This is a genomic window from Chryseobacterium sp. CS2K3 (genome assembly GCF_059515185.1).
In genome coordinates this window covers 43,058-59,691 of record NZ_JCAKRW010000014.1, presented here as the reverse complement: position 1 = coordinate 59,691, position 16,634 = coordinate 43,058, and the positions used below count along the sequence as shown (strand labels likewise).

Here is a 16,634-nt window from a genome sequence, read left to right as displayed (position 1 = left end):
CTTTTTTATTTTAATATTTCATATAATCTCTAAATTCTTATTTAAGTCTGATTTTCTCTATCTGATGACGCAGCTTTAATCCTGCTTTTAAGAAAGAATACTGCATCGGTTTTGATTCTTTATAATATTTATCGATGAAGATCTGCATCGCCCCATAAAACCGGTTCAGATAAATTTCATCTTTCACCGTACTTTCTCCTTTATGGTGAAGAAGGGAAGCTTTTCCGTAGTAATAATTTTGGTATCCTTTTCTTAATAAGGTATAGCAAAGATCAATATCCTCACCATACATAAAATAAGATTCATCCAATCCTCCTATTTCTTGATAAACTTCCTTTTTAATCAATAAAAAAGCTCCTGTAATGACTTCTATCTCAGCAATAGCATCTTCATCAATATCATTTCTGTAATATGACTTAGAATTATTCTTTTTTATATTAGTGAATAGCTTTTCAAAAGAATTAAATATATCCGGTACTGAACGTTTGCTTTCCGGCAGAAAATTTCCATCTGCATCATGCATTTTTACCCCCAGACATCCAAAATGTGCTTTAGAATCAGAAAAATCAAGAAGTTCTTTCATATAAAAACCTTCCAGTTCTGTATCAGGATTGAGAAGGAGTATGTATTCACCTTTCGCTGCTTGTATAGCTTTATTGTTCGCTTTTGAAAATCCTCCGTTAATATCGGAAGAAATAAAATGTACCGTTGAAAATTCATAAATAAGATTTTTCCAGGAAGTGTCTGTAGAAGCATTATCAATGACAATCACTTCATAATCCACATCTTTTATATAGTTCTGAAGAGATAAAAGACAGTTTCTGAGTAATTGGGTAACGTTAAAGTTGACAATAATAACAGACAGCTTCATATTAATCCTTTTCGTTGTACGGTAATCTATTAATAATGGATCTTCCGAGTGAAATTTCATCAGCATATTCCAACTCATCCCCCACAGAAATTCCTCTTGCAATACTTGAAAAGTTCACACTGGAATTTTTAAATTTCTTGTAAATGTAATAGGCTGTTGTATCTCCCTCCATCGTGGCACTCAAAGCAAAAATAAATTCTTTCACTTTGCCTTCGTTTAGTTTTCTTTCAATACTTGGAATATTCAACTGACTGGGTCCTACTCCTTCCATTGGAGAAATTTTTCCGCCGAGAATCAAATATTTCCCTGTATATTTCCCTGTATTTTCAATAGCAATAACGTCCCGAACATCTTCTACAATACAGATCAGCTCACCGTTCCTTTTTTCGTTGCTGCAGATCTCGCAGATGTCAAAATCAGAAAAATTATGACATTCTTTGCAGTATTTTATCTCGTTAACAAGATTAATCAGAGAGTTTCCAAGACTCACTGCTCTTGAACTAGGCTGTTTCAATAAATGCAATGCTAATCTCAAAGCGGTCTTCCTTCCGATTCCTGGTAATCCCGCAATCTCATCAACTGCCTTTGCCAAAACTTTACTTGGGTAATCCATAGCCACAAAAATAAGGATTATTTGAGGAAAATGATCTATTCCCAAGTGGAGTTTTTGAGCTTTAAAATGTTGGAAAGTAAATGATCTATTTCAAGTCGCTTCGCTAGTCAATTTGGATATTTAAAGAGTTAGAGACAATTTCATTACAGTCTTATCAATTCAATATTCACATTTAGAATGTTAAGATTCCAATGGTTATTACTGCATCCGATGTCTATTTTCCTTCATCTGTTATCTAACTTTCGTCCACTCAATGTCTCATTCTGATATTTTAAATACTCATTCCCTTCTTATTCAGGATAACTCTAAAAAAACAACTATATTTGCGGCTTAAATATGAGAAAAATAAACTAACATGGTACTTAAAAATTTAAATTATCCTCTGGACTTCAAATTCAAAATCTCAACATTAGCGAGTGATTTTAACATTACTGACAAGAATGGAAGTTATGTGGCTTACGTTCGTCAGAAAATGTTCAAATTAAAAGAGGATGTGATTGTTTTCAATGATGAAACCAAATCTAAAGAACTTTTTAGAATCAGAGCTAATAAATGGATCGATTTCAATGCTTCTTATTCTCTGAATGATATTGTTGACAATAAAAATTATGGTAGATTAGCAAGAAAAGGAATGCGTTCTATCTGGAAGGCGAGCTATGACATTCTTGATGCTAAGGATCAACCCAAGTTCAAAGTGCAGGAAGACAGCGCATGGGTAAGGTTTTGGGATAGCTTCGTAGGTGAACTTCCTATTATCGGTATGTTTACAGGGTATTTTCTTAACCCGTCTTATACTGTAACCGGTATTGATGGTAAAGCTTACTTTAAACTGAAAAAAATGCCTTCATTCTTTGGAAGAAGATTCCAGCTTGACAGACTGATCGATATTGATGATGAGGAAGAAAGTTTAGTAATCCTTTCCTTATTAATGATGACCCTTCTTGAGAGAGCAAGAGGCTAAAAAATAATAAAACAACATACAAATGAAATACCTAATCATTTTCTTTTCCGCAATTCTATTGGTAGCCTGTAAAAAGGACAAAGAAACAGTTTCAGGGTCTTCCCCTGCCGATTCTTTAAACATCGTTAAAGATTCTGCTACAGCAAGTATTCCTTCCGGAAAAATTCAGATTGAAACCATTTCATTTCCTGAAGAAATAAAGGAATGTTCATGTTATTTTGCCAGAAATAAAACTGATTTTGAAGCAGAGAAATACATCTATGCAGATGATGCGGGTAAAACAGCATATATGAAACTGGATGGTAAAAGACTGACGATGAATCTTATTTCCTCAAGTGATATGGAAGTTGAAGATGAACTGACTAAGGAAATAGAAAGTAATGATTATAAAATCTCTGTAAAAGGTAAAAAGATCAAAGGTGAGGAAGCCTTACTATTTGAAGGTACTCTTACCATTGAAAAACCGGATGGCTCTGTGATTTCAACACCTATCTACGGAGAATGTGGATGTTAATAAAAGAGAATATGCTGGTTCAGCATTTCACCTTTTAACGATCAATAAAAAATGCTTCTGTATCCCACGGAAGCATTTTTTATTTCGTAAATTTGAGAAAAATAAATTTCAATGGCATTATCTAATATAGAACCGCAAATAATCTGGAAAAACTTTTCCAAATTAAATGCTGTTCCAAGACCATCTAAAAAAGAAGAAAAAGTAATTGCTTTCATCAAAGGATTTGGTGAAGACCTGGGACTTGAAACTACTGTAGATGAGGTAGGAAACGTAATTATCAAAAAACCTGCAACGGCGGGAATGGAAAACAGAAAATCCATCGTGCTTCAATCACACCTGGATATGGTTTGCCAGAAGAACAATGATGTTAATTTCGATTTTGAAACAGAAGGAATTAAAATGGAAATTGATGGTGATTGGGTAAAGGCAAAAGGAACAACTCTTGGAGCTGATAACGGTTTAGGAGTTGCTACCATCATGTCTATCCTTGAAAGTTCCGATATTCCTCACCCTGCTCTGGAAGCTTTATTTACTATTGATGAAGAGACAGGAATGACAGGAGCTATTGGTTTAAAACCAGGACAGCTTACAGGAGAAATTTTATTAAATCTTGATACTGAAGAAGATGATGAGATCGATATCGGTTGTGCAGGAGGTGTAGACGTAACTATCACTCAAAATTACGCCGTAGAAGCTCCGAAAGGACAGGTTGTAAGAATTGAAGTAAAAGGTTTACAGGGTGGACACTCAGGAATGGATATCCATAAAGGTTTCGGAAATGCAAACATAATCTTAGGAAGACTTCTTTACACCGGATTGGCTAAGCAGAATCTTGAAGTAATCTCCATTGATGGCGGAGGATTAAGAAACGCTATTCCAAGAGAAGGTGTTGCAATTATTGCTGTAAGAAATGCTCAGGAATTCATTGAAGAAGCAACAAATCTTAAAAAAGATATTCTTGAAGAATTTGCTACGGTAGAACTAGGACTTCAGATCAATATTGAAAACTCTACATCATCCGAAAAAGCTATTTCAGAAGAGGATTCCAAGAAATTGATCCTTACTTTAAAAGCTCTTCACAACGGAGTTTACAGAATGAGCCCAGATGTAGCAGACCTTGTGGAAGCATCTAATAACGTTGCAAGAGTAGAGTTAAAAGGAGGTGAACTTAAAATCTTAAATCTTACAAGATCTTCTGTAGATTCTTCTAAATATTCAACTGCCGAGCAATTAAAATCTGTTGCAGAACTAGCTGGAATGAATGTAGAATTCAGTGGTTCATACCCAGGATGGAAACCAAGACCAGGTTCTGAAATCGTACAGATCATGGAAAAGATTTACACTCAAAAGTTCAATGAAAAACCTCACGTAGTAGCTTGTCACGCAGGTTTAGAATGTGGTATCATCGGAGCTAATTATCCTGAAATGGAAATGGTAAGCTTTGGACCAACAATCAGAGGAGCACACTCACCTGATGAGAAAGCCAATATTCCATCTGCTCAGAAATTCTGGAGCTTCCTGAAAGATATTTTAGCAAATATTCCTCAGAAATAGAACATTAAAATAATTATACTAAATATCCAAAGTCTTATGATTTTGGATATTTTAATTTTATTTCAACCATTAAGTTTTTTTACGTTATTAAGAGTATTAAGAATCTACAAGCAATTGAAAAATTTCTCAGATATTTCTTAACTTTCCTTAATCACTTAAAAACCTTAATGATTCCAAAACATTTAAATATGAAAAGTATAACCGTATTCTGTGGTTCAAGTTTTGGCACAGATAAAATATATGAAGAACAGGCTTTTCTGCTTGGTAAAACTCTAGCCAAACAAAGTATACAATTAATTTACGGAGGTTCACAAACAGGCTTAATGGGAACCATTGCAGACGGAGCGTTAAGTGAAAACGGTAAAGTGACGGGTGTTCTTCCCCATTTTTTACAAGCTAAAGAAATTGCTCATAAAAACCTTACTGAACTGATTTTGGTAGAAACCATGCACGAAAGAAAAACCAAAATGAGTGAGCTTTGTGATGGTGTAATCGTACTTCCCGGAGGTTATGGAACATTGGAAGAATTCTTCGAAATGATTACCTGGGCACAACTCGGGCTTCATAAAAAGCCAATCGGGATTTTAAATATTGATGGATTTTACAATGACCTGATCAATCTTATTCAGAATATGGTTGATAAAGGATTTTTGAAGTCTGTAAATCGTGATATGCTTCTCATCAGTGACAATATAGATGATCTGCTTGAGAAAATGAGAAATTACCAGGCTCCTACCGTTGGAAAATGGATTTCAAAAGAAGAAATTTAATTCATAAAAAAGAGGCATTAGAAGTAGTGCTTCTTTTTGTTTATAATCAATCCTTCATAGTCCCCTGAGAATATCCAATTATAAATAATGAATGAACATCAATTAAAACATCTAATAAAAATTTATTTAGTAATTTACAACATCAAAAAGCACGTATATCTTCCAAGATCATATCTCCAATTTTATCCAACAAAAACTAATGCCCTTGATAACCATGAAAAAAACTATTTCTATTTATCTCGTTTTAATACTTATTTTATCTACGAATTGTACTTCAAATCACTTTTCTCGCCTTGCCAAATACAATCAATTTGATGAAAGCCAAGAATACCTTCTCTATAAAAACGACAGCGCTAAAATAGCTTCCTCCACATTCGGAGATTTTAAATTTTCGAAAAACCAGCAGGAAATAAAAAACCTTAAGACTGAAAAAATTCCTTTCAAAAATATACTTCTATATGCAAAAACATATCATCCGCCATATGAATATTATATTCTGCTCAATGACAACACGGATAAAACTAAGTACAAAGATCAGTATTTGATTAAAGACACTCTTATTAACGGCAATAAAATTACGTTAGCAGCAAGCAAAACGATTTCTAAATACGATTGGGAATTCATCTCGGAAAACCTTAAAACCAACGAATAAAATTTCATCACTAAACTATGATATTATGAAATGGAATAACTTCTTTAAACTAAGTTCTATCTTTATATTTTTACTATTCAACTTCTCAAAAGCTCAGAATTACAAAGTTTCTTATGATATGAACTACAGAACTGATTCTTTGGCAACCCAACTGAGAAAAAAAGAAATGGTTTTGTTGGTGAATAAAGACAAATCCAAGTTCTACTCATTGGAGCAGTTCAATAGTGATTCCTTATTCATAGCTAATAAAAAAGCAGGTATCAGAGGAACTGCAAAACATGACTACGGCTTTATGCTCATAAAAGATAAGAAAACGAAGAAACAATTAAAGTTTAATAAACAGTTACTGGATCTTTATGAAATTTCCGAAGACAACCCGAAATTCGACTGGAAAATAAGCGCAGAAACAAAGAAAATCAACAATTATAATTGCCAGAAAGCCACCCTAAATTACTCCAAAAGAGACTGGGAGGCATGGTTTACTACTGATGTTGCCATTCAGGATGGTCCATACATTTTTAACGGTTTACCAGGGCTGATTATTGATATGAAGGATAAAAAAAGAGATTATTCTTTCAGCTTTACAGGAATAAAGAAAGATACAGACACAGATATTGATTATCTTCATGTAAAACCTTTGCTCATTACTAAAAAGCAGCTTAATAAGGCATTGTTAGATCATTATAACGATCCTTACAGAGAAATTAAAGCGCAGGCTGGAGGCTTAAAAGTAAAATGGCTGGATGAAAACGGTAAAGAATTTGAGCCTAATTATAACCAGCTGACTAAAGAAGAACAAGAAAGCATCAAGACTAATAACAACCCGATAGAATTGGCTGATGTCATAAAATACCCTTAGTTCCTATTAGACACGAAAAAACAAAACCCGTCCGAAAAGCTCGAACGGGTTTCTTATTAAGATTAAAAAATATTTTCTAAGGATAAGGAGCAATCTCCACTTCAAGCCCTTCCATAGCATCTGCAATATGCAGCTGACAACCTAATCGGCTGTTATCTTTCACATGGAAAGCTTCAGCAAGCATTGCATCTTCTTCATCTCCCATTGGTTCCAATCCAGGATCATTAATTACATAAACCTGGCATGAAGCACACATTGCCATTCCGCCGCATACACCAATAGTACCTTCTTCTGCTAGTTCATAGGAACGGATAATCTCCATTAAGTTCATGGACATATCCGTAGGAGCTACGACATCGTGGGTCACCCCTTCTCTGTCGGTGATTTTAATATTAATATCTGACATAATTCTGCAAAATTAGTCAATTTTTTTCACAACCGCCTTCTCTGCTTCCTTACGGCTTCCGTCAAATCCGTCTACTCCACTCACCGTTGTATATTTCAATACGAATTTCTTACCAGGATTTAGTCTGTTATAAACACTTTGACACATTAATGTTGCCTCGTGGAAACCACAAAGAATCAACTTCAATTTCCCTGGATAAGTATTGATATCTCCGATAGCATAAATACCATCAATATTTGTCTGATAATCAAGAGCATTGTTTACAACAATCGCATTCTTTTCAATATTTAATCCCCAGTTTCCGATCTCACCCAACTTAGGCGTCAATCCGAATAATGGAATGAAATAATCTGTTTCGATTTCAAAAGCATCCTCACCATCTTTCTGTACCGTAATTGCCTCTACTTTTCCGTCACCTCTGATACCTGTAACTTCTGCAGGAGTAATTAATTTAATTTTCCCCTGGTTTTTAAGATCCTGTACTTTTTCTACAGAATCCAGAGCTCCCCTGAATTCATTTCTTCTGTGAATCAAAGTAACCTCACTTGCTACGTTTGAAAGGAAAATACTCCAATCTAAAGCAGAATCTCCACCTCCGGCAATTACCACTTTTTTATTTCTGAAATGCTCAGGCTCTTTAACGAAATACTCAAGCCCTTTTTCTTCATAATCAGCTACATTCTCGAAAGTAGGTTTTCTAGGCTCAAAAGTCCCTAATCCTCCTGCAATAGCAATAGCCTTACATCTGTGAACCGTTCCTTTGTTCGTTACTACCTCAAACCATTCATCATCAACCTTTGTATAAGAAATAGCTGTTTCTCCTAATGTAAACCCAGGTTGAAACTGCTTGATCTGCTCCATCAAATTATCCACCAATTCTCCAGCATTCACTGAAGGATACCCCGGAATATCGAAAATAGGTTTCTTAGGATAAAGTTCTGCCAATTGCCCTCCTGGCTGTGGAAGCGCATCAATAATGTGACACTTCATTTTTAAAAGACCAGCTTCAAAAACTGCAAAAAGTCCTGTAGGACCTGCTCCTATGATCAATATATCAGTGGTTATCATAATTTAGATAATTTAATTATACATGTAGCTGCAAATTTACTAATTTTAATGCGAAGCATATTTAATTGATTCTAAATAAAAACCTGAGATTTGTCAAATATCTATCAATTAAGATTTTAAATTTGGCAATGTATTTGTAAATGACATATTATGAAGAAAATTTTAAACCTTTTAGCAATCTTTGTATTTTTTCTAGGCTCGGCACAGATTGATAACGTTGCAGACGGGGAATCGATCACCCTTAGAATTCACTATGGATTCTTAAATGCCGGAACAGCCAATCTTACCACCAAAAAAACAACTTATAAAGGAACACCTCATTTATATGTAAAAGGGACCGGGGAAACTACCGGCGCTGTAAAAGCATTCTTCAAAGTAGAAGATCTGTATGAAAGTTTCATTGATACGGCTACCGGCTTACCAAGCTTCTACGTCCGAAATGTACGTGAAGGCAGCTATCGTCAGCATCTTGAAACAGCCTTCAACCATGATAACAATACCCTGATTTTAACGGATAAAAAAACACCGGCAAATGGCTCCAAAGTCATAAAATCTGTAAAAGGTGTGCAGGATATGCTTTCATGCTTTTATTATCTTCGAAGCAAAAGCCCTGACGAATTAAAAGTAGGAACCATCATTAATATGAATGTATGGATAGACGATGAAATGTTTCCATTTCAGCTGAAAGTAGCAGGAACCGAAAATCTGAAGACGAAATTTGGCACGATCAATTGCTTAAAGATCATCCCTTCTGTAAAAAGCGGAAGAGTATTTAAAGAAAAAGAAGGAGTTACCATGTGGGTTTCCAATGACGCCAATCATATTCCGATGTTGTTGAAAGCAGAACTGGCAGTTGGATCGCTCAAAGCTAGTATTGATAGTTATAAAAACGTAAAATATCCTTTAAAGTTTACCAAATAAAGAAACAATTTTTTTAATAATATAATGTCTGTAGTTTTTACAGACATTTTTTTATGCTGAATGTAATAGATGAAGAGTATCGGTTGTCTTTATAATAGAAGCAGCAAAAAAGCTGTGATGTCAATACTTCATTCCGTATCTAGCGGATTCGAACCGAAGTATAGACATAAGAAACAGACACGTGTAAATTTTTCAATAAGATCAGTTTTTAATTGCGTTTTGTTTCTTAGGTCAGTAATTAAAAACAAAAACCTCCGGAGCTCCGGAGGTTTGATTTTTATAAAGTCTTGAATTGCTCCAAGGTTCTGATGTCATTTTCAAAGAACATTCTGATGTCACTCATTTGGTAAAGAAGCATTGTAATTCTTTCGATCCCCATTCCGAATGCATATCCTGAATATTTCTCAGAATCAATATTTACATTCTTCAATACAGCCGGATCTACCATTCCACAACCCATAATTTCTAACCAACCTGTTCCTTTTGTAATTCTGTAGTCAGTTTCAGAGTTTAATCCCCAATATACATCGATCTCAGCACTTGGCTCAGTAAACGGGAAGTAAGAAGGTCTCATTCTGATTTTAGATTTTCCGAAAAGCTCAGTAGTAAAGAACTGGATCGTTTGCTTTAAATCTGCAAAGCTTACATTCTCATCAATATATAATCCTTCAATCTGATGGAAAATACAGTGAGAACGTGAAGAGATTGCTTCATTTCTGAATACTCTTCCCGGAGATAAAATTCTGATAGGCGGCTGATTTTCTTCCATGAAACGAGTCTGTACAGAAGAAGTATGCGTTCTCAAAAGAATATCCGGATTCTGTTCAATAAAGAAGGTATCCTGCATATCTCTTGCCGGGTGATATTCCGGAAGATTCAATGCGGTAAAGTTATGCCAGTCATCTTCAATCTCCGGACCGTCTGCAACAGCAAATCCAATTGATTTAAAGATTTCAATAATTCTGTTTTTAACCAGGTTAATCGGATGTCTTGATCCTAAATCCAATGGGAAAGCCGGTCTTGTAAGATCTTCTTTTTCTGTCACAACAGAAGATGCAGAAGCACTTTTTAAGTCTTCCAGTTTCACAGCCACTGCCTGTTTTAAAGTATTGATCTTCTGTCCGAATTCTTTCTTCTGGTCGTTAGGAACTTCTTTAAATTTTTCAAAAAAATCATTCAGAACTCCTTTTTTACCGTTGTACTTGATACGGAAGTTTTCTATCTCTTCCTTAGAGGTAGCATTGAAGCCGTTTACTTCGATCAGTAGTTCTTCTATCTTTTCTATCATTATTTTACCCTTTCAAAATGTTTTGCAAAAATACGACTTTTAAGTTGAATATTAGGTCCGTCATAAAAAAATCTGCCCCTTTTTCTGGAGGCAGACTTCAATCACTTATTTCACTTAAATAAAAAAATTATTTCTTTTCTAAAGCTTTAACGTTGATCTGAAGAGTTACCTCGTCTTTAATCACTCCGTTTTCAGCAGGAGCCTGGAACTTCACCCCAAACTCTTCTCTTTTAATATCTTTCGGCTCAGTAGCTACACTTACCTCTCCTTCTTTCACAGAAATATTAGCTTTAAACTGAACTGGCTTTGTAATTCCCTTGATTGTTAAATTACCATCTAAAAGAGTATTATAATCACCTTCCGTAGCAGGAGTAACCTTTGTGATTTCATAAGAAGCTGTTGGGAATTTTTCTACTTCAAAGAAATCACCGCTTTTAAGGTGACCATTTAATTTCCCCATATCTTCAGGACTGTCTTTCAAGTCTACAGAAGTAAGGGAATTCATATCAGCAACGAATTTACCACTTTCCAGTTTCCCATCCTTCACGGTTACATCTCCACTTTCAAACTTAATCGTTCCAAAATGGCTCGTATTTTCAGATTTAAATACTTTGTATCCCTTCCATTCAACCTTACTGTTTAGCGTATCCAAAGTGTACTGGCTACCATTTTTGGTAGTTGTCACCTCATTACTTTCACTGGTAAGCGGTTTATCTTTTTTACAAGAAACCATTACAGCAGTCACCAATAAAGCAGGAATTGCTAGTGAAAACAGTTTTTTTCTCATTTTTGATTTATTTTTATTACTTCCGCTAATATAATAAAAAAAATTATTTTTTCATAAAAACCTTACATTTGTAATATGCTATTAGAAATAAACAATTTATTTTTCTCTCACACCAAAGACAAACCATTGTTTCAGAACCTTAATTTAAGATTTGAAGCCAATAAAATCATTGCTCTTGCCGGAGAAAGCGGATGTGGAAAATCTACCCTTCTTAGCTTAATATACGGGCTGCTTGATTGGGAAAGCGGAGATATTATTTTTGATGGGATCAGACTGCTTGGTCCTAAAGGAAATATTGTTCCCGGAGAAGCAGAAATGAAGTTTGTAGCACAGAATTTTGATCTTATGCCTTATGCTACCGTTGCAGAAAATGTGGGCAAATTTATTTCGAATATCAATTTAAAAAAGAAAAGAGAAACCGTTATGGATCTTCTGGAGGTTGTAGGGCTTCAGGAGTTTGCAGACATCCTTCCCAAATACCTGAGCGGAGGACAGCAGCAAAGAGTAGCTATTGCAAGAGCACTTTCTGTTTTACCAAAACTGCTTATTTTAGATGAACCTTTCAGTAACCTTGATTTTCCAAGAAAAATAGAGCTCAGGGAAAGACTTTTCAGATATGTAAAGGAACATCAGATATCGTTGGTTATTTCCACTCATGAGATCCAGGATATAATGCCGTGGCTGGATCAGATCGTGATTCTTCAGAACGGAAGATTAATTCAGAATGACAGTCCGGAAGAAACTTATCGAAATCCTTACAATTCCTACGTTGCCAAATTATTCGGAGAAGTAAATATTTTCAACGAAACAGAAGTTGCAGACTTCCAACTTTCAAAATTTTCCTATTATCCAAAAGAAGTAAAAATTTCAGAAAACGGAATAGAATCCGAAGTACTCGAAAGCAGATTTGCAGGAAATTACTACTGGAATAAGATCAGAGCAAAAGGAAAAGAACTTGTAATTTATACTGATGAAAAAATATCAGGAATAGTAAATATTTCGTTTATATAGAAAATCAAAAGAGTAAAAAAACTGTAAAAGCAAGTAAGATTAATTGGCTTTTTCACCGTTTCACTCTCTCACCACCCCAAACATAACTTACACGTTCACTCGTACTTATATGTAAAAAAATACAAATGCAAGAATCAGTTATTAAACTTTTTCTTACATTTGTATTCACACAGCATAAGGAAATTTTTGGTTAATTCTCTTTCTGCCTTATAGACGGACATTAGCAATCTTGCAATTAGGTCTATTGAAAGATTACACTGTCCAATTTTTTCCTTTTTTTATGCTTTCTTTACAAATTCCGACTTTAAAGCCATTGCACCGAAACCATCTATTTTACAATCGATATTGTGATCACTTCCTGGTCTTAAACGGATATTTTTCACTTTAGTTCCTGCTTTCACTGGTTTTGGAGCTCCTTTCACAGGAAGATCTTTCACTACAACTACAGAATCACCATCCTGAAGTTCATTTCCGTTAGAGTCCAATATTTTACCTTCATTTGCCGATTCAGCGGCTGCTTCCTCAGGGTTCCATTCGTAGAAACATTGAGAACATACCATCATATTATCGCTCGGATAGGTAAACTCGGAGCTACATTTCGGACAAAGTATTGTATCACTCATATTTTAATTTTTTGCAAAGGTAGGGCTTTTTAAAGGTTGAAGTCAAGATATAAAGGTCACAATAATAGATATTAAGCTACAATATATCACCCCAATACTAATCACTAATAAGAGAATTACGATATCTTAGATAAGTTAAATGCAAAGAAAACAAACATATTATTAACCGTATATATTATATTTGCCCAAACTATTTAATTTAAACAAGAATTTAAGAATATTCATACCTGAAAAAAAAGTACAGGAACCTTCAAAATTCTGCACATTTTTTTTATTATTTAAAAAATCAACTGTTTCATTGCTGAATAGGACGCCATAATGATCTATTTAATACACAGAATATTAAAAAATTCTTAGCGAGCTCCACGTTAAATGTATGTGATATAAAAATTCATAAATATCCCAAACTGACTATTTACCCTAAAACTCTCTACTCCACTACTCCAAAACCCACTCATCCTCAAACTCTTGCAACTCAATCCTCAACTCTCAACTTAAATTCGTATTTTTGCAGATTCAAACAGCGAAGCAAATTTATGGAACTTATTCACAGAAACCTGGCTATCGGAATTCACGATGCCTTACAAGAAACATTTTTTGAGAAAAACAAATATGCCGATAAAGTTATTGAAAGACTTTTAAAGGCAAACAGAAAATGGGGAAGCCAGGACAGAGCCGTTGTTTCTGAGATCTTCTACAATATTATCCGTTGGAAAAAACGCCTTGAATATTATATGGGCGAAGGGGTAAAACCTAACAACATCTATAAACTTATCATTGCTTACCTTCTTTGGAGCAAGACCAATTATAAAAAGTTTGAAGAATTTGATGGAATCAAGATTGCAGACATTCTTACCAAACTTAAAAAGAACACGGTTCCTACAAAAGCAATAGAGCACTCTATTCCGGACTGGTTAGCAGAAACTCTTGAAAAAGAGCTTGGAGCAAATTGGGAAAGAGAAATGATTGCTTTAAATGAGCAAGCGCCTACAGTTTTAAGAACAAACTCTCTGAAAACAACTACAAAAGAACTTATTTCTGATCTTTCAGATGAAGGAGTGGTATCCTTCTCTATCAAAAATTATCCGGATGCAGTACAGCTTGAGGAAAAAAAGAATGTTTTCCTTACCACAGCTTTCAAAGAAGGATTATTTGAAGTTCAGGATGCTTCTTCTCAAAAAATCGGGTACTTCCTTGATGTAAAAGAAGGACAAAGAGTTATAGATGCATGTGCCGGTGCTGGTGGAAAAACCCTTCACCTGGCTGCATTGATGAAAAACAAAGGACAGATTATTGCTTTAGATATTTTCGAATGGAAACTTGCCGAGTTGAAGCGTCGTGCAAAAAGAGCCGGAGCTCACAATATTGAAACTCGTATGATTGCTGACAACAAAGTGATCAAGCGTCTTCATGAAAAAGCAGACAGATTATTGATCGATGCACCATGTTCAGGACTTGGAGTTTTAAAAAGAAACCCGGACAGCAAATGGAAAATTGATCAGGATTTCATTGACAGAATTAAGAAAGAACAGCAACAAATCCTTCAGGACTATTCAAAAATGGTGAAAAAAGGAGGAAAAATGGTGTACGCAACATGTTCTATTCTTCCGTCTGAAAACAATTTACAAGTTGAGGAATTTATCAAGAACAATCCTGGATTCAAAATGATTAAAGATGAGAAAGTTATGCCTAGTGAAGGATACGACGGATTCTACATGGCATTGATTGAAAGAGTATCATAATCTTTCATAAAATACAATATAAAAACTACTCTAACGGGTAGTTTTTTCGTTTTGTACTGTTAATTTTTTAAAATAAAGTGTAACATTTTCTACCCATTCTCTACTAACTCTATAGATTAAACCCCGTTTTGAGCTGTACAGTTAGTTTATAAAATTAAATAACTCTATGGTAAACTTATCCGATATGTATAAAAGAATTGTATTCAATATAATATTCATTTTCTCTGTATGTCTGTTTTCTGCACAGACCTATGAAATTCAATACAGAAGTTCTTACAACGGAAAAACAGTATCTGATCAGCCTTCCACTATTATATGGGCAGGTGAAAAAGAGAATTTCATCCTTACCAGTACCATCAAAGAACAAAAAAGTTCTTTCCCTTTTGAAATTACGAAAGTGGAAAAACCATCCAATACGATTGTTTCTTATGCATTTTTAAAACCTGGTGAAATCATTTCCAGCTCTGATTCTGAATCGGTAGGAAAACAAAACTTTGAGTTCACCAATGAAACTAAGAAAATTTTGGGTTATACCTGTAAAAAAGCAGTTACAAAAGTAAATTCAAATACTATTGAAATTTGGTATACCAATGACTTGAAACTTCAGGGAGGACCCTCTGTTTTAGGGCAGAATTTAGGGTTGGTTTTAGAAGTTGAAAGAAATAAAAACTCTTTAGTTACTGCTAGCTCAATCAAGAAAATTAAAAATACTGGCATTGAAAACCTGATCAAAGGCTCTGTTCAGTCGGTAGATCCATTAAGTTATAAAGACCTTTTGTGGAAAAGCCGATTTACAACGTTAAAAGTTTTTGATCACGAAACGATTAATTTTTCTGATGCTTCAAAATCCGATGATCAGATAAAAAGATATGCCAAAGGAACTATTATTCTTAAAAAGATTAAGTTTCCGGCTATAACAGAAGGTGAGAATATTTTTGTAGAACTGAAACAGCAATCCAATGGTGATGCTTATGACAGAACCGGAACTGTATTTTTTATTCCTCAGGATAAAGAAAAATCTTTTTTTGACGGATTGGAAAAGGGAGCAAAGACACTTCCTGTGTTTGAAAACGGAAACGGAAAACAGTATTATGGCGTAACAGCTACAGAAAATTATGCTCCGGCAATGGAAATGATGAGGTTCTTTACTGCATTTGGAATTCAGAAGTTCAATCATATTCAACTTAAAGATAAAAACTGGCAGACAATAAGCCCTTTCCGGCAAGATATTACAGAATTAAAGCCTTCTCTTTCCAATAAAGAACTGTGGGTAGGTGCATTTATCGGTAATTATGATAAAGGCGGACATACAGTGAGTCTGGAAATCACCATCCATAAAAGTGACCAGACAGTTCATAAAAACAATGTTTCCATACCATTATTCAACACTTTAAATATTATGGAAATGGCTGGACAGGATTATTCAACCATGTTCAATCAAGACAAAGGGCTTCTTGTAGACTTTATTTTAGATAAAGATTTAAAAAATGCCCAATTAAGATATACGACAACCGGACATGGAGGTTGGGAAAATGGTGATGAATTTGTTCCTAAGACCAATTCTATTTTTGTAGATGGTAAGTCTGTATTCTCTTTTATACCGTGGAGAACAGACTGTGGCTCTTATCGTTTATATAATCCGGCTTCAGGAAATTTTCAGGATGGGCTTTCTTCTTCCGACCTCAGCAGATCAAACTGGTGCCCGGGAACAGTGACTAATCCCAACTTTATTCCTTTGGGTGACTTGAAAGCAGGAAAACATACGGTGCAAATAAAAATTCCGCAAGGACCTACAGAAGGAACAAGTTTCAGCTCATGGAATGTTTCTGGAGTTTTATTAGGAACCCAATAAAAACAAAACCTTCTTGCATGAGAATTGCAAGAAGGTAAAAACACAAATGATGAAAAAAAATTATTTCGAGCCACAAAGTAAGGGCTAAAATTCATATAATAAATTACCATATATTAATAAATATGTCATTTTTATTTCGTAT

The 16,634-nt window shown here is 34.6% G+C and carries 17 protein-coding genes; 10 read left to right on the top strand and 7 right to left on the bottom strand.

The window, feature by feature from the left end:
- Nucleotides 1–37: 37 nt before the first annotated feature.
- Both AC5YGG_RS19065 and recR read right to left on the bottom strand, forming a co-directional pair.
- Nucleotides 38–877, bottom strand: a complete 840-nt coding sequence (locus AC5YGG_RS19065) for a glycosyltransferase family 2 protein (RefSeq protein WP_496146040.1) — start codon at nucleotides 875–877, stop codon at nucleotides 38–40.
- Nucleotides 873–1,484: a recombination mediator RecR gene (recR, locus tag AC5YGG_RS19060; protein WP_496146039.1), complete on the bottom strand. Its 612-nt coding sequence runs from the start codon at nucleotides 1,482–1,484 to the stop codon at nucleotides 873–875. The genes AC5YGG_RS19065 and recR overlap by 5 nt, the downstream gene beginning before the upstream one ends.
- Nucleotides 1,485–1,839: 355 nt before the next feature.
- Here recR and AC5YGG_RS19055 point away from each other — a divergent pair, with 355 nt between their 5' ends.
- From AC5YGG_RS19055 to AC5YGG_RS19030, 6 genes are all read left to right on the top strand, one after another.
- Nucleotides 1,840–2,445, top strand: coding sequence for an LURP-one-related/scramblase family protein (locus AC5YGG_RS19055; protein WP_496146008.1), 606 nt, complete (start codon nucleotides 1,840–1,842; stop codon nucleotides 2,443–2,445).
- A 22-nt stretch (nucleotides 2,446–2,467) separates the two neighbouring features.
- The gene (locus AC5YGG_RS19050; RefSeq protein ID WP_496146007.1) at nucleotides 2,468–2,959 is read left to right on the top strand and encodes a hypothetical protein; all 492 of its coding nucleotides are present in this window, start codon (nucleotides 2,468–2,470) and stop codon (nucleotides 2,957–2,959) included.
- A 111-nt stretch (nucleotides 2,960–3,070) separates the two neighbouring features.
- Entirely contained in the window at nucleotides 3,071–4,513 is a 1,443-nt protein-coding gene (locus AC5YGG_RS19045) for an aminoacyl-histidine dipeptidase (protein WP_496146006.1), read from the top strand.
- 188 nt (nucleotides 4,514–4,701) lie between these two features.
- Nucleotides 4,702–5,283 carry an LOG family protein gene (locus AC5YGG_RS19040; RefSeq protein WP_496146005.1) on the top strand — a complete coding sequence of 194 codons (582 nt, stop codon included), beginning with the start codon at nucleotides 4,702–4,704 and terminating at the stop codon, nucleotides 5,281–5,283.
- Nucleotides 5,284–5,497: 214 nt separating this feature from the next.
- On the top strand, nucleotides 5,498–5,935 hold the full coding sequence (locus tag AC5YGG_RS19035; RefSeq protein WP_496146004.1) for a hypothetical protein: 438 nt from the start codon (nucleotides 5,498–5,500) through the stop codon (nucleotides 5,933–5,935).
- A gap of 25 nt (nucleotides 5,936–5,960) precedes the next feature.
- Nucleotides 5,961–6,794: a GLPGLI family protein gene (locus tag AC5YGG_RS19030; protein ID WP_496146003.1), complete on the top strand. Its 834-nt coding sequence runs from the start codon at nucleotides 5,961–5,963 to the stop codon at nucleotides 6,792–6,794.
- Between the two features lie 76 nt (nucleotides 6,795–6,870).
- Here AC5YGG_RS19030 and AC5YGG_RS19025 read toward each other — a convergent pair whose 3' ends face one another.
- Both AC5YGG_RS19025 and AC5YGG_RS19020 read right to left on the bottom strand, forming a co-directional pair.
- Nucleotides 6,871–7,200 carry a 2Fe-2S iron-sulfur cluster-binding family protein gene (locus AC5YGG_RS19025; protein ID WP_212650648.1) on the bottom strand — a complete coding sequence of 110 codons (330 nt, stop codon included), beginning with the start codon at nucleotides 7,198–7,200 and terminating at the stop codon, nucleotides 6,871–6,873.
- 12 nt (nucleotides 7,201–7,212) lie between these two features.
- Complete coding sequence (locus AC5YGG_RS19020) at nucleotides 7,213–8,268, bottom strand: NAD(P)/FAD-dependent oxidoreductase (protein ID WP_496146002.1); 1,056 nt, start codon at nucleotides 8,266–8,268, stop codon at nucleotides 7,213–7,215.
- 150 nt (nucleotides 8,269–8,418) lie between these two features.
- On the opposite strand from AC5YGG_RS19020, the gene AC5YGG_RS19015 reads away from it, so the two are divergent.
- On the top strand, nucleotides 8,419–9,189 hold the full coding sequence (locus AC5YGG_RS19015) for a DUF3108 domain-containing protein (RefSeq protein ID WP_496146001.1): 771 nt from the start codon (nucleotides 8,419–8,421) through the stop codon (nucleotides 9,187–9,189).
- Nucleotides 9,190–9,466: 277 nt separating this feature from the next.
- On the opposite strand, the gene pheS is transcribed toward AC5YGG_RS19015, so the two are convergent.
- Entirely contained in the window at nucleotides 9,467–10,477 is a 1,011-nt protein-coding gene (gene pheS, locus AC5YGG_RS19010) for a phenylalanine--tRNA ligase subunit alpha (RefSeq protein ID WP_496146000.1), read from the bottom strand.
- Nucleotides 10,478–10,604: 127 nt separating this feature from the next.
- On the bottom strand, nucleotides 10,605–11,264 hold the full coding sequence (locus AC5YGG_RS19005; RefSeq protein ID WP_496145999.1) for a YceI family protein: 660 nt from the start codon (nucleotides 11,262–11,264) through the stop codon (nucleotides 10,605–10,607).
- 75 nt (nucleotides 11,265–11,339) lie between these two features.
- On the opposite strand from AC5YGG_RS19005, the gene AC5YGG_RS19000 reads away from it, so the two are divergent.
- Nucleotides 11,340–12,275, top strand: a complete 936-nt coding sequence (locus tag AC5YGG_RS19000) for a sulfate/molybdate ABC transporter ATP-binding protein (RefSeq protein WP_496145998.1) — start codon at nucleotides 11,340–11,342, stop codon at nucleotides 12,273–12,275.
- A 278-nt stretch (nucleotides 12,276–12,553) separates the two neighbouring features.
- Here the strand turns inward: AC5YGG_RS19000 and AC5YGG_RS18995 are convergent, their stop codons facing one another.
- Nucleotides 12,554–12,898, bottom strand: coding sequence for a zinc ribbon domain-containing protein YjdM (locus tag AC5YGG_RS18995; RefSeq protein WP_496145997.1), 345 nt, complete (start codon nucleotides 12,896–12,898; stop codon nucleotides 12,554–12,556).
- A gap of 536 nt (nucleotides 12,899–13,434) precedes the next feature.
- Here AC5YGG_RS18995 and AC5YGG_RS18990 point away from each other — a divergent pair.
- Nucleotides 13,435–14,640 carry an RsmB/NOP family class I SAM-dependent RNA methyltransferase gene (locus AC5YGG_RS18990; RefSeq protein ID WP_496145996.1) on the top strand — a complete coding sequence of 402 codons (1,206 nt, stop codon included), beginning with the start codon at nucleotides 13,435–13,437 and terminating at the stop codon, nucleotides 14,638–14,640.
- Between the two features lie 184 nt (nucleotides 14,641–14,824).
- Nucleotides 14,825–16,492, top strand: a complete 1,668-nt coding sequence (locus tag AC5YGG_RS18985) for a GLPGLI family protein (RefSeq protein WP_496145995.1) — start codon at nucleotides 14,825–14,827, stop codon at nucleotides 16,490–16,492.
- Nucleotides 16,493–16,634 lie beyond the last annotated feature (142 nt).

Excerpts from the sequence above, each read along its gene's own strand:
- recR (WP_496146039.1), bottom strand. The coding sequence starts at position 1,484 with ATGGATTACCCAAGTAAAGTTTTGGCAAAGGCAGTTGATGAGATTGCG.
- AC5YGG_RS19055 (WP_496146008.1), top strand. The coding sequence starts at position 1,840 with ATGGTACTTAAAAATTTAAATTATCCTCTGGACTTCAAATTCAAAATC.
- AC5YGG_RS19050 (WP_496146007.1), top strand. The coding sequence starts at position 2,468 with ATGAAATACCTAATCATTTTCTTTTCCGCAATTCTATTGGTAGCCTGT.
- AC5YGG_RS19045 (WP_496146006.1), top strand. The coding sequence starts at position 3,071 with ATGGCATTATCTAATATAGAACCGCAAATAATCTGGAAAAACTTTTCC.
- AC5YGG_RS19040 (WP_496146005.1), top strand. The coding sequence starts at position 4,702 with ATGAAAAGTATAACCGTATTCTGTGGTTCAAGTTTTGGCACAGATAAA.
- AC5YGG_RS19035 (WP_496146004.1), top strand. The coding sequence starts at position 5,498 with ATGAAAAAAACTATTTCTATTTATCTCGTTTTAATACTTATTTTATCT.
- AC5YGG_RS19030 (WP_496146003.1), top strand. The coding sequence starts at position 5,961 with ATGAAATGGAATAACTTCTTTAAACTAAGTTCTATCTTTATATTTTTA.
- AC5YGG_RS19025 (WP_212650648.1), bottom strand. The coding sequence starts at position 7,200 with ATGTCAGATATTAATATTAAAATCACCGACAGAGAAGGGGTGACCCAC.
- AC5YGG_RS19020 (WP_496146002.1), bottom strand. The coding sequence starts at position 8,268 with ATGATAACCACTGATATATTGATCATAGGAGCAGGTCCTACAGGACTT.
- AC5YGG_RS19015 (WP_496146001.1), top strand. The coding sequence starts at position 8,419 with ATGAAGAAAATTTTAAACCTTTTAGCAATCTTTGTATTTTTTCTAGGC.
- pheS (WP_496146000.1), bottom strand. The coding sequence starts at position 10,477 with ATGATAGAAAAGATAGAAGAACTACTGATCGAAGTAAACGGCTTCAAT.
- AC5YGG_RS19005 (WP_496145999.1), bottom strand. The coding sequence starts at position 11,264 with ATGAGAAAAAAACTGTTTTCACTAGCAATTCCTGCTTTATTGGTGACT.
- AC5YGG_RS19000 (WP_496145998.1), top strand. The coding sequence starts at position 11,340 with ATGCTATTAGAAATAAACAATTTATTTTTCTCTCACACCAAAGACAAA.
- AC5YGG_RS18995 (WP_496145997.1), bottom strand. The coding sequence starts at position 12,898 with ATGAGTGATACAATACTTTGTCCGAAATGTAGCTCCGAGTTTACCTAT.
- AC5YGG_RS18990 (WP_496145996.1), top strand. The coding sequence starts at position 13,435 with ATGGAACTTATTCACAGAAACCTGGCTATCGGAATTCACGATGCCTTA.
- AC5YGG_RS18985 (WP_496145995.1), top strand. The coding sequence starts at position 14,825 with ATGTATAAAAGAATTGTATTCAATATAATATTCATTTTCTCTGTATGT.